The sequence below is a fragment of the Rhodococcus sp. 14-2483-1-1 genome (genome assembly GCF_002259335.1).
In the GTDB taxonomy this organism is placed as follows: Bacteria; Actinomycetota; Actinomycetes; order Mycobacteriales; family Mycobacteriaceae; genus Rhodococcoides.
The window spans coordinates 48,160-60,248 of the sequence record NZ_NPFX01000022.1 but is presented as its reverse complement, the minus strand read 5'-3'; the positions used below and the strand labels follow the sequence as shown (position 1 = coordinate 60,248).

Below are 12,089 nucleotides of genomic sequence, written 5' to 3'. Positions count from 1 at the left end.
GGATTCATGCCCGAGCTACCCGAAGTCGAAAACGCCCGACAGGTCGTCGAGAAAGCTCTCGGACGCGTCATCGTCGACATCGATGACACCGACACATTCGAGTGCCGACCACACATGCCGGGTGAGATCGCCCGGGCCCTGACAGGCGGCAAGCTCACCGAGGCCTGCCGACGAGGCAAGGCGATGTGGTGCGAGACGGTCACGGCAGACGGATCGAGCGGGCCGACGCTGGGCATTCATCTCGGCATGGGTGGACGCATCATCGTCACGGCTCCCGACGGCGAGCGGACGTCACAGTACGGAGGTGGCGATCCTCACGTCGGTGAGCGCCCGACCGACAAGCCGGAGTGGACGCGGTTCTCCATGACGTTCGACGACGGCGGCCAGCTTCGGCTCTTCGACAAGCGACGCCTCGGCCGGGTTCGACTCGAGCCGGACATCGAGGCTCTCGGCCCGGATGCCGCGGAGATCACGCGCGACGAGTTTCGGCACCGAATCGGTTCCAGCGGTGCACCTCTCAAGGCACGACTGCTCGACCAAGCGGCGATAGCGGGAGTCGGCAACCTGTTGGCCGACGAGGTGCTGTGGCAGAGCGAGCAATCCCCGTCCAGGCGGGCCAAAACGCTCACGACGGAAGAGCTCGACGAACTTCGGGTCGTTCTGCGTCGCGCGACCAGATCGGCAATCAAGAAGGGTGGCGTGCACACCGGCGAGATCATTCCGTTCCGTAAGGCAGATGCGGCATGTCCTCGGTGTGGTGCGCCCATGACTCGCGGGACGGTCGGCGGACGTACCACCTGGTGGTGCTCACGCGAGCAGGCCTGAGCGGCACATACAGAAGGCCGGCCCCGAGGGGCCGGCCTTCTGGTCGATGGATCTCTGTCTCAGTCGATCAGGACGTCGCTTCCACTGAAAGGCGAGCGAGAGTGTCGTTCAGTTGATCCTCGGTGACGAGCGGAAACTTGATCTGCTCGAGCAACTTCTTGTCCGTGACCTTGGACCAGTCGTAGGTGTGTCGCACCAACGTCTCGTTGGGACCCTGCGACTCCAACTCCCACAACCACTCCCAGCCGGGAGGCTCGTTGCCGGCGGGGGCTGTCTTCCAAGCGAGCAGCTTGTCTTTGATGTAGCCGCTCACCACATTGTCCGTCTGGTACTCGCCGCCCATGTGATCGCCCTGCATGTTCATCGTGAACTTTTCGCCGACCTTCTGGATCCGATCGGCGTGGTCCACGCTGCGTACGAAGCCTGATCCATCGAGCGCCTGATGCCGCTCGGGATTGGACAGGACGTCGAATACTGCGTCGACGGGTGCCTCGATGGTGCGTTCGACTGTGACCTTGGAATTCTCTGTCATGAGGACCGCTTGCCCAAAAACCGTCACCTTCAATCGTCATGCCCTCGGCCATCTCCGCTGTTGGCAGTGCGGTCCCCCTGGCCGAACCTCATTTATGAAACTTTCTGCAACCTATTGCAACATCCTGAACGTCATGTGAAAGTGATTACACACCCACCCAGTCTGAGATGTACGCAACAGGACCGAGAAGAGGAACCGTGGTCGCGAAATTGAAGGACGTCGCTCTCGAGGCCGGCGTCTCCATGGCGACTGCGTCGCGAGCGTTCACTTCGGTCGACCTGCTGGCCCCACACACCCGACAGCGGGTGCTCGAAGCCGCTCGCCGAATCGGCTACGACGCGCCGGCTCCAACACGATCGCGAACCATCCTCGTCTTGGTTCCCGACGTGTCGAACGCGGTGTACGCCAGAATGTTGCGGGCGATCCAAGAAAAGCTGTGGCCGGGCCGCCACCGCATGCTTCTCGCAGACACTGCCGAGGATCCGGCCCGCGAGATCGAGTTGCTCGACACAGTCGGCCGAGAAGCCGACGCTGTGATTCTCTGCTCGCCCCGATCGGACCCTGCAGACGTAGCGCGGGCCATCGGGTCGACCCCTCTCGTCGTAGTCAACGGCGAGTCGAACGGATCGCCGGCCATTCTGATGGATGTCGAGCAAGGTCTGCGTCAAGCGGCCGAGCATCTGCAGTCCCTCGGACATCGGTCGTTCGTCTACGTTCCTGGCCCGGCGGCCTCGTGGGCCAACCGCACACGCGCGCAGATCCTGTCCGACTTGTCGTCCGAGCGCGGGTTCGATCTCGCCGTCGTCGGCAATCAATCAGCGGACGTGCACGGTGGTTTGGCGGCGGCCGCGGCCGTAGTGGCAAGTGGGGCAACGGCAGTGGTCGCGTACAACGACATGGTTGCGATGGGAGTACAAGCCGGGATCCGTTCTCTCGGCTATCGGTGCCCGACCGACATCAGCATCGTCGGTATCGACAACGTCGATATCGCAGCAGCATCCGATCCCGGTCTGACCACGGTGATGGTCGACATCGAAAGCAGTGGGTCCTTGAGCATCGGTCTCATCATGGACCAGCTCGATGGAAAGCCCTGGCGCGAGGACTCGGTTCGATTGCGATCCCAGCTCATCGTCCGCGGGTCGACGGCCCGACCACCGGAATCCGCGGCCGAAACTGGTCGACGCACGCGCGGAACCACGCGCAGCGCATCAACATCTCGTTGAAGAAAGAGAAGAACAGTCATGTTTCATCGATCGAAGTGTGCCGTTTTCACGGCTGCCATGGTCACGATTCTCGGGATGACCGCCTGCGGCACCGCGACCGTGGACCGTCCCAACGACTTTCCCGAAGGCTCCACCATGGCCGAGTTGGCGTCGGCGCCGAAGATCAAGGTGGGCGCGTCGCCGAACCAGCCTGGTCTGGCCGAGCTGAACCTCGAGCACGAGTGGGAAGGATTCAACATCGATCTGGCTGTGTTGCTCGTCGAATCCTTGGGCGTCTCGAAGGATGACATCGAGTGGGTTCACACGACAGCAGCCAACCGAATCCCCTTCCTGAAGCAAGGGAAGGTCGATCTGTTCGCTACAGCCCTCGCCATCACTCCAGCACGCGAAGAGGCTATTTCGATTTCCGGCCCGTATCTCGATACGGCCCCACAGTTGATGGTCAGAAAAGACGACGCCGAACGGATCGATTCACTCGAGGATGTTCCGGCAGGAACCAAAGTGTGTGTCCTGCAGGGCAGTCAGGGACAACCACGCGTGGCCGAGTTCATCCCGCAGGCGGAAATCTCCGAGTTCAACACTCTGACCAACTGCGTCCGTGCACTCGAACAAGGCACCGTAGATGCCATCGACTCGACCGCACCGCTGCTGGCAGGATTTGTGGTCGCCAAACCGGACGAATTCGCTCTCGCGCCGATGACCTACGGCGACGGTGAACGGTGGGGTATCGGTCTGGCCGACGATCGCGGCGACCTGTGTGAGTACTTCAACGAGCAGCTGGTGCAGGCATTCGACGACGGCACCATCGAGGAGCTCTGGGACCGCCACATGGGTGCCTCCGGCCTGAAGGCCCCGGTCGCCCCCGAATCCATGACCAGTTGCTGATGCCCGGACTGTCTCGGGAAAGGACCTACTCGACATGAACGCAATCATCGACAATATCGACGTCTTCTGGGAAGGGTTCGTCAATACCGTTCTACTGGTGCTGATCGCCGGACTGATGTCGCTGGCAGCCGGTCTGGTGCTCGCGTCGTTCGCTATCTCACCCATACCCCTACTACAGAGAATCACCGCCGTTTACGTCGGAATCATGCGAAACATTCCCGCAGCAGCGCATCTGTTCTTCACCATTTTCATACTCCCGCTGCTCGGCGTACGCCTGTCGTTCTTCGCGCTTGCCACGATCGGCATCACGTTGTACTTCTCGGCCTATTACTGCGACGCAGTCCGTTCCGGTATCAATGCCATCGGCCAGGGACAACTCGAAGCATCACGCGCCATCGGGCTTCGGAAAGCGCAGACGCTTCGGCTGATCGTATTGCCTCAAGGGTTGCGGAACTCCGTTCCGCCACTGATCAATACGACGATCGCACTCGTGAAGGTGACTGCGATTGCCGGCGTCTTCGGCGTCACCGAGCTGTTCGGCGCAATGCTGCAACTCATCAATACCAACGATTCGGCAGTGATCGCGCTGATGCTGTTCACCGCACTGCTGTATTCGGCAATAACAGTTCCGGCCGGACTTCTCGCGGCCGCCGTGGAACGAAAGGTTGCGTTCACTTCCTGATGGCTACAACACTTTTCGAGCAACCAGGACCACGGGAAAGACGCCGTATCCGGGCGTGGACCGCCGGCGGGGCCATCCCCATCGTCGCGGTAGTCGCCCTGGCGGCGATAGTCCTGAACAACGCAGACCTGTTCGACCCCGAGATCTGGTCGGTACTCGGTCGCGCCGACCTCGCCGCAGCGCTGCTCCGCGGTGTACTCGCCACCCTGCAGGTCGCCCTGTTCACAGTGGTGCTGTCATTGGTCTTCGGTCTGCTGCTAGCGCTTGCGCAGATGTCGTCGAATCCGATGGTCAATGTCCCTGCACGCATCTGGGTTCAGACATTGCGCGGACTGCCGGAACTGCTTCTGGTCTTCTTCATCTACCTCGGCGTGCCGGCAACCACCGGTTTCAACATCAGCACCTTCTGGGCGTTGGTCATCGGACTCGTGCTCTGGGAGAGCACGTCCATGGCCGAAGTGTTCCGCGGTGGATTCCACGCCCTCCCTCGCGGCCAGAGCGAAGCTGCGATGGCAGTGGGGCTACGCACCGTCAAGACGCTGCGATTCGTCCTCCTCCCCCAGGTCGTGCGTCAGATTCTGCCCAGTCTCGTCAGCGAGATGGTGCGCGTCACCAAAGCGTCGTCGCTCGGTTTCGTGATCGGCTACACCGATCTGCTGCTCACCGGAGAACTCGCGATCGAATATCTCGGCGGAGAGTATGCAGCACCGGTCTTCGCCGCCGTGGCTGCTCTGTACGTGCTGCTGTGCCTGATTCTGGGTCGACTGTCGAACATATTGAGTGAAAGGCTTCACTGACAATGACTTTCGTAGAACACAAGGGTTCCGATCATGAGCAAGGGGCATCCGTGCGCGACGCCAGAACGATGATTTCGGTCAAAGGAGTTCAGAAGTGGTTCGGCGGCCATCAAGCATTGGCCGATATCGATCTCGACGTCGCGGCCGGTGAGGTCGTCGTCATTCTGGGTCCGTCCGGTTCCGGCAAATCGACTCTGTGTCGCACCATGAATCGATTGGAGCCGATCGATGGTGGCGTCATCGAGATCGACGGTGTGCCGCTACCCGAGGAGAGCGCCGAACTCGCCCGGCTGCGCTCGGAAGTCGGGATGGTTTTTCAACAGTTCAACCTGTTCGCACACATGACGGTACTCGAGAACGTCATGCTCGGTCCGGTCCAAGCGCAAGGCGTCGACGCCGGTGAAGCCCGCACGCGCGCAATGGATCTCCTCACCCGTGTCGGGGTCGAATCTCAAGCCGACAAGCGTCCCGCTCAGCTCTCCGGTGGCCAGCAACAGCGCGTCGCCATAGCGCGCGCTCTCGCGATGAACCCGAAGGTGATGTTGTTCGACGAGCCGACGTCCGCTCTCGATCCCGAGATGATCAAAGAAGTCCTCGACGTCATCGTCGAACTGACCAAGGGGGGTATGACGATGGTGGTGGTCACGCACGAGATGAGATTCGCGCAGACCGCTGCCGATCGGATCATCTTCATGGCCGACGGCAGAATCGTCGAGGAGAGCACGCCCGACGTGTTCTTCACGGACTGCAAGACCGATCGAGCACGAGAGTTTCTCAGCAAAGTGCTCTGACATCTCACCCGTCTCACTGAAATGAGCCTATTCACAATATGACTCGAAAAATAGTCGACGCCCGCGTCATCGTCACCAGTCCTGGACGAAACTACGTCACTCTGAAGTTGACCACCGACGACGGTCTGATCGGATGGGGCGATGCCACGGTCAACGGCCGTGAGCTGGCCGTTGCAAGTTACCTCCGCGATCATCTCGCGCCGTTCTTGATCGGTCGCGACGCCGAGCGCATCGAGGACACGTGGCAGTACCTCTACCGCGGTGCCTACTGGCGTCGAGGACCGGTCACGATGGCAGCCATCGGGGCGGTCGATCTGGCGCTGTGGGACATCAAGGGAAAAGCTGCCGACATGCCGGTCTACCAACTCCTCGGCGGTGCTGCGCGCGACCGTATTTTGACCTACACCCATGCCACCGGCTGGGACCTACCCGAGCTTCTCGAATCGGTGAGCAAACGTCGGGACGACGGTTTCCGTGCTGTGCGTGTGCAATTCGGCGTTCCCGGTCTGGACAAGGTATACGGCGTCACCCGCGGAGCGGCGAGCTACGAACCCGCCGGACGCGGTGTCGGCCCGGTGGAAGAAGAATGGGACACAGCTGCGTATCTCCGCCACGCACCGGACATGTTGGCGGCGGTTCGGGACGCGGTAGGACCCGAGTTGCACCTGTTGCACGACGTCCACCATCGGTTGAATCCCACCGAGGCCGCGCGGCTCGGCAAAGCCGTCGAACCAGTGAACCTGTTCTGGCTCGAAGACGTGATGCCCGCCGAGAATCAACAGTTGCTCCGCACGGTTCGGGCGCACACGACGGTTCCTCTGGCGATCGGCGAGGTGTTCAACACCGTGTGGGACTGCCAGCAGTTGATCACCGAGCGGCTCATCGATTACATCAGGACTGCGATCGTGCACGCAGGCGGCATTTCACACGTCCGCAAGATCTTCGCGCTCGCAGAGATCTTCCAGGTCATGGGTGCGCCCCACGGTCCGTCGGACGTGTCTCCTGTCAACTTGTCTGCGTCGTTGCACCTGGGTCTGGCCACCACCAACTTCGCGATTCAGGAATTCATGGGTTACCCCGAGCAGGTGTCCGAGGTGTTTCGCCCGAGCTACACCTACGAGGACGGCTACTTGCATCCAGGCACTGCACCCGGCCTCGGCGTCGAGGTGGACGAAGCTGCCGCCGAACGCTTTCCGTACGAACGCGCATATCTGCCGGTTGCACGTAATCTCGACGGTTCGGTGAAGGACTGGTGACGATCATTCGCACTCCGTTGCCCCGTCTGTCGGCTGCCACGGCACCACCGTCGTCCGGGGGCAGGAACCGGCCACCGGAGCAGGGCATCGTCCACCTCGGTCTCGGTAACTTCCACCGCGCGCATCAGGCTGTGTACACCGAGGCGGCACTCGCTCATCAGGACGGCGAGTGGGGCATCCTGGGCGTCTCGAGTAGATCCGGAACGGTAGCCGATGCCCTGCGTGCGCAGGATCTGAGGTATTCGGTGGCGGAAATCTCGCCCGCAGGCGCGACCTACAGTGTCCCTTCTGTCCACACCGGCGCACTCGTGGCTGCTCGGGAACCGGATGACGTCGTCGCTGCGATCTCGGACCGAACTACGAAGATCGTGTCCTTGACTGTCACCGAGAACGGGTACACGTACAGCCCAGCCACCAAGGGCCTGCAACTCGACCACCCGGATATCTCTCATGACCTTGCCGGCGGCGCACCGAGATCCACCATCGGCCTGATCGTCCGTGGATTGCAGGGTCGCGTCCAGCACAACACGCCTGTGACGGTCCTGAGCTGCGACAACCTGAACGACAACGGTGAGCACACTCGAAGACTGGTGCTGGAGTTCGCAGCACAGATGTCGGGCTCCGAATCAGGTGAACTCACAGGGTGGATCGAGCAGAACGTGGCGTTTCCTTCGACGATGGTCGACCGAATCGTCCCCGCTACCACCGACGCTCATCGGTCGAACCTGTCGCGCGACATGGGTTTCGAGGACTCGATACCCGTGGCCGCCGAACCGTTCAGCATGTGGATTCTGGAGGACAACTTTGCAGCCGGTCGGCCGGCATGGGAAGCCGGCGGTGCAGTGTTCTCGGACCAGGTCGGTCGGTACGAACAGCTGAAAGTACGCCTGTTGAACGGAACTCATTCGCTCATAGCCTATTTGGGTGCGCTGTCGAGCGCGGCGACGATACCTGAGTCGGTTGCACAGAGCTTCGTCGAACGGGCCGCGCGCACAGTACTTCGGGACGAGTATCTACCGAGCGTGAACGTACCCGATGGTATCGATCCTGACCTGTACGAGGAACAACTGTTCGTCAGATGGAGCAACACAGCGTTGGGGCACCGCACACAGCAAGTGGGTTCCGACGGATCGGTCAAACTGCGAGAACGTATTCCGGAACCAGCGATGAAGTTTCGTGAGGCCGGGCGGACTCCCCACTTGATGGCGTTGACCACAGCGGCGTACTTGAGCTGCCTGGCCCCGATCGACGGTTTCGATCCAGGACCTCATGCGGCCGCCATGCAAGATCCGGCCCGAGGATGGCTTTCCCAGCTTGCATCGCGCAGCACATCGGGAGCCCACATGGCGAGGGGCGCGCTCACCGACCGGCGGTTGCTCGGTGACGACATCGCCGACTGGGACCCCTTCGTCGAACGAACCGGCGAGTTGATCGATGTCATCGTCGGACACGGAATCGAAGCAGCGACGTCCGAAGCAGTGAAAGGTGATCGATGAACAGCAGGAGCGAACCGTCGGCACTACTTCGCGAGACTCGCGTCGTGGCTGTCCTACGTGCGAAAACCGCCACCGAATACGCGCCGGTCGTGGAAGCACTGATTGCCGGTGGGGTGGTGAGCATCGAACTCACCCTGAGCACCCACGGCGTCATCGAAGAGTTGCCGAAGCTACTGCAACGATTCGGTGCCGATGCCGAACTCGGCGTGGGCACCGTGACCACAACCGATCAGGCGAGCGAGGCCATCGACGCAGGTGCCGCGTACCTGGTCACACCGATCACCGAGACGTCGATCATCGACATCGCGGTAGATCGCGGCGTGCCGGTGTTTCCAGGCGGGTTGACTCCGACCGAACTACATCGCGGTTGGACGGCAGGTGCCACCGCAGTGAAGGTCTTCCCGGCATCGAAGGTCGGTGCGAGCTATGTCGCCGACCTGCGTGGCCCCTTTCCCGATATCGAAGTCATTCCCTCGGGAGGAGTGGGCATCGCCGAAGCGGCCGCCTGGATTCGAGCAGGCGCGGTGGCGGTCAGCATGGGCGGGCCACTACTGGGCGACGCTTTCTCAGGTGGAAATCTTCATGAATTGACCAGGCGCGCAACGGAAATACGCCGAGTCGTGGATGAGGCGGCGACCCTGTGAGGTCTCGATTGTCCACTCCCTACGTCGTGACGTTCGGCGAAACGATGGCGCTGTTCCGCAGCGAACATCCAGGACCGTTCGCCCATGCCGGAAACGTGGCAGTGGGAATCGGCGGGGCCGAGTCGAACGTCGCGATCGGACTGCAACGGCTGGGTACTTCGGCAGTCTGGTGCAGCAGGCTCGGCTCCGACGCACCGGGTGAGTTGGTGCGCAGAGAGATCAGAGCCGAGGGTGTCTACGTCGTCGCGCCCGATGACTGCGCTGCTCCCACAGGCGTCATGGTGAAAGAACTCAGAACGCCGACCATGCAGCGGGTGACCTACTATCGCGCACACAGCGCTGCCTCACAGATGACCCCCGACGACGTCGACTCCGACATCGTGTCGGGCGCAGCCCTCTTACACGTCACCGGAATAACTCCTGCGCTGTCGGAGCAAGCCGCTGCGACCTGGCGTCAGGTGATCGCTCGGACTCGCGACAGCGGAGTGCGCGTGTCTTTCGATGTCAACTACCGCAGTGCTCTCTGGTCGAGCGACGCTGCTGCACAGGTATATCGAGAAATACTCCCCTTCGTCGACGTCGTGTTCGCAGGCGAGGACGAAGCGGCTCTCGTTCTCGGGCCCGATCACGCCGACGACCCGGAGTCTCTTGCCCGAGGGCTCGCCGAATTCGGCCCCTCTCAGGTGATCATCAAACGCGGTGCCGACGGTGCCTACGCGATCATCGATGACGAGACCTACCGACAGGATGCGATCTCGATCGACCCCGTCGACACAGTAGGAGCAGGCGATGCATTCGTCGCGGGCTACCTCGCCGAGTTGGTCGACGGCCACGATCCCGCACAGCGGCTACACACCGCCGTGCGCACCGGAGCCTTCGCATGCCTGTCCCGTGGGGACTGGGAGGGGCTACCGCGACGTCGTGAGCTCGAGCTGCTCGAAGGGTGCGAGCCTGTCATCCGATGAGTTACGGACAGTTCCAGCCACGGGCCGATTCATCGCCGTCGGGCTGATGGTCGCAGGCATCGCGCTGCTCGGAGTCGTCACGGCAACCTTGGCGTCGTGGCTCGTCCAGAAGGTCGCCGAACAGGACGACGCGAACCAGGCTGCAACTCGGCAGCAGGTGGCCGAACTGACCTTCCACATCGCCTCACTGCGAACCGAACTTGCGTTGCGACCCGACAGGCGATGTTCGGCGGCGTCGTCGGCACCCGAAGGCACAGTGTCGTCACAAACGTCGTCACAAAACCGCTGATCGAAGAACGTCGAGCTGCAGTCGTCGCAAAGCCTCGAAGCCGCTCCGCTGAGCGGAGTTTCGGCGGCTCAAACAGAGACAAAGTGGCCGATGTCGTTCAGTCCATCAACTCTGGGTACTGCGCGACGATTCGGTCGTACATCGGCTGAAACTGGAACCACCCTGCGTACTCGAGACCCACCTGGTTGTACGTCAGCTTCGCCGTCACGTCATCCAACGGTTTCGGTTCACCCGCCGCCATGGCGATGAGTTGCGCCTGACTGGATCGCTCCATTGTGATGAACCACCACGCCGCGGAGTCCACGGTCCGACCAACCGTGAGCAGACCGTGGTTCGACAGCACAATCGCCTTGCGCTGACCGAGTGCTTCACCAATTTTTCTGCCCTCCTCCAACTCGGCAACGACACCCGTGTAATCGTCGAACACGGCGTGGTCGTCGTAAAACGCGCAGGCGTCCTGAGTCAGAGGTGCAAGCCCCATCCGCAGGCTCGACAGCGCTTTGCCGTACAACGAATGTGCGTGTGCGGCAGCAACCACGTCCGGTCTAGCCGCGTGCACCTGGGAGTGGATGACGAAAGCAGCACGGTTCACCGGACGATTACCTTCGACGATCTGACCCTCGTGATCGACCAGGATCAGATCGCTCGACTTGATCATGCTGAAATGCATACCGAAGGGGTTGACCCAGAAGTGGTCGGTCTTCTCTGGGTCACGAGCGGTGATATGCCCCGCCACCCCTTCGTCGAAGCCGCATTGACTGAAGAGCCGGAAAGCGGCCGCAAGTCGTTGCTTTCGGTGCTGCCGTTCGTCGTCGACCGACTCGAAAACCGGCGGAGCGGGTACGTCGATTCCTGGGCGGGTCTGAGCCAGTTCGGACATCGTGTTCCTTCGAGTCGCAAGTGTCGTTTCCGCGCACGACCTCGGGGCATGGTCGACGGGTAGCGGACGGTCCGCATGACGAGCCTCGCAGCGAAACATCACTGTTCGGTCATGGTTCAGTTCTACACCCGCGAGTCGCACCTTGAATCGCGAAAGCCCGTATGCAATGCGATGTGCCTCGTGCTGTCGCCGGAGTGATGGCATTCGCGACGGCTCGTAGCTTTCAGTCGCTGTGTCGCCGGCGACGTCCGGTCAGCGCTTGGCAATCGACCGATGACATCAGCCAGATACCGTCACGAGGTGTTGCCACTGTTCCGCCTGTGCACCAACAGTTTTGCCGGAACCGACCTAGAGTTTTTCACCACCTCCGGGACGGAGTGGAACCACCGGCACCACAATCAGCAGGCCGCAGGGTCAACGGCCGTCCACCACGCGGAGCTGTCCGAACGGTTCGTTGCACCACCTGCAGCTCGCGTTAACGTAGTCGTGGCCGTCTTCACGTTCGCACTCATCCACTGCGCATCCGCTGCCGCATGAGAGCATCTGTCCACATCGGCACCGCTCGCCGTCACACCCCGGGTGGTGAAGCGCTCCCGGCGGGGTGCCACAGTCGTGACACTTTCTCCTTCCGTTCGGTATTCGACTGGGTCGCCAAGTGCAACCCACCGAATCGAGCATTTCCAGATCGCACGCCATGCAGATCGCCATGCCGTGCAGAGTCGCACAGGGCACCGACAGCAAGGGATTCTCGCGCTCGAAATTCTCGACGTCTCGGCATAGCTCACACCCGCCGAGTTGCAGAGGAATCATCCAGACCGAGCGGT

Annotated in this window: 12 protein-coding genes and 1 pseudogene; 11 read left to right on the top strand and 2 right to left on the bottom strand. The window is 61.7% G+C overall.

Annotated features, from left to right (window positions below; genetic code table 11):
• Window positions 1-6: 6 nt before the first annotated feature.
• Complete coding sequence (locus CH294_RS21355; protein ID WP_094739031.1) at window positions 7-825, top strand: DNA-formamidopyrimidine glycosylase family protein; 819 nt, start codon at window positions 7-9, stop codon at window positions 823-825.
• A 67-nt stretch (window positions 826-892) separates the two neighbouring features.
• On the opposite strand, the gene CH294_RS21350 is transcribed toward CH294_RS21355, so the two are convergent.
• Entirely contained in the window at window positions 893-1,357 is a 465-nt protein-coding gene (locus CH294_RS21350) for an SRPBCC family protein (protein WP_032403497.1), read from the bottom strand.
• A gap of 197 nt (window positions 1,358-1,554) precedes the next feature.
• Between CH294_RS21350 and CH294_RS21345 the strand changes: the two genes are divergently transcribed.
• The 10 genes and pseudogenes from CH294_RS21345 to CH294_RS27900 all read left to right on the top strand — a co-directional run.
• A complete protein-coding gene (locus CH294_RS21345; RefSeq protein ID WP_094739030.1) occupies window positions 1,555-2,580 on the top strand; it encodes a LacI family DNA-binding transcriptional regulator in 1,026 nt (341 codons plus the stop codon).
• 18 nt (window positions 2,581-2,598) lie between these two features.
• Entirely contained in the window at window positions 2,599-3,465 is an 867-nt protein-coding gene (locus CH294_RS21340; RefSeq protein WP_094739029.1) for a transporter substrate-binding domain-containing protein, read from the top strand.
• A gap of 34 nt (window positions 3,466-3,499) precedes the next feature.
• Window positions 3,500-4,147 carry an amino acid ABC transporter permease gene (locus tag CH294_RS21335; protein WP_094739028.1) on the top strand — a complete coding sequence of 216 codons (648 nt, stop codon included), beginning with the start codon at window positions 3,500-3,502 and terminating at the stop codon, window positions 4,145-4,147.
• Window positions 4,147-4,944 carry an amino acid ABC transporter permease gene (locus tag CH294_RS21330; protein ID WP_094739027.1) on the top strand — a complete coding sequence of 266 codons (798 nt, stop codon included), beginning with the start codon at window positions 4,147-4,149 and terminating at the stop codon, window positions 4,942-4,944. Before CH294_RS21335 ends, CH294_RS21330 begins: the two co-directional genes overlap by 1 nt.
• 68 nt (window positions 4,945-5,012) lie before the next feature.
• Complete coding sequence (locus CH294_RS21325) at window positions 5,013-5,735, top strand: amino acid ABC transporter ATP-binding protein (RefSeq protein WP_094739158.1); 723 nt, start codon at window positions 5,013-5,015, stop codon at window positions 5,733-5,735.
• Between the two features lie 38 nt (window positions 5,736-5,773).
• Window positions 5,774-6,991, top strand: coding sequence for a D-mannonate dehydratase ManD (gene manD, locus CH294_RS21320; protein WP_094739026.1), 1,218 nt, complete (start codon window positions 5,774-5,776; stop codon window positions 6,989-6,991).
• Window positions 6,988-8,487: a mannitol dehydrogenase family protein gene (locus CH294_RS21315; protein ID WP_249305432.1), complete on the top strand. Its 1,500-nt coding sequence runs from the start codon at window positions 6,988-6,990 to the stop codon at window positions 8,485-8,487. Before manD ends, CH294_RS21315 begins: the two co-directional genes overlap by 4 nt.
• Entirely contained in the window at window positions 8,484-9,131 is a 648-nt protein-coding gene (locus CH294_RS21310) for a bifunctional 4-hydroxy-2-oxoglutarate aldolase/2-dehydro-3-deoxy-phosphogluconate aldolase (protein ID WP_094739025.1), read from the top strand. The genes CH294_RS21315 and CH294_RS21310 overlap by 4 nt, the downstream gene beginning before the upstream one ends.
• On the top strand, window positions 9,128-10,096 hold the full coding sequence (locus tag CH294_RS21305) for a sugar kinase (protein ID WP_249305431.1): 969 nt from the start codon (window positions 9,128-9,130) through the stop codon (window positions 10,094-10,096). The genes CH294_RS21310 and CH294_RS21305 overlap by 4 nt, the downstream gene beginning before the upstream one ends.
• 19 nt (window positions 10,097-10,115) lie before the next feature.
• Window positions 10,116-10,385 (top strand): annotated as a pseudogene (locus CH294_RS27900) (hypothetical protein); the annotation flags it as partial.
• Between the two features lie 97 nt (window positions 10,386-10,482).
• On the opposite strand, the gene CH294_RS21295 reads toward CH294_RS27900, so the two are convergent.
• Window positions 10,483-11,265: a class II aldolase/adducin family protein gene (locus tag CH294_RS21295; protein WP_032403499.1), complete on the bottom strand. Its 783-nt coding sequence runs from the start codon at window positions 11,263-11,265 to the stop codon at window positions 10,483-10,485.
• Window positions 11,266-12,089 lie beyond the last annotated feature (824 nt).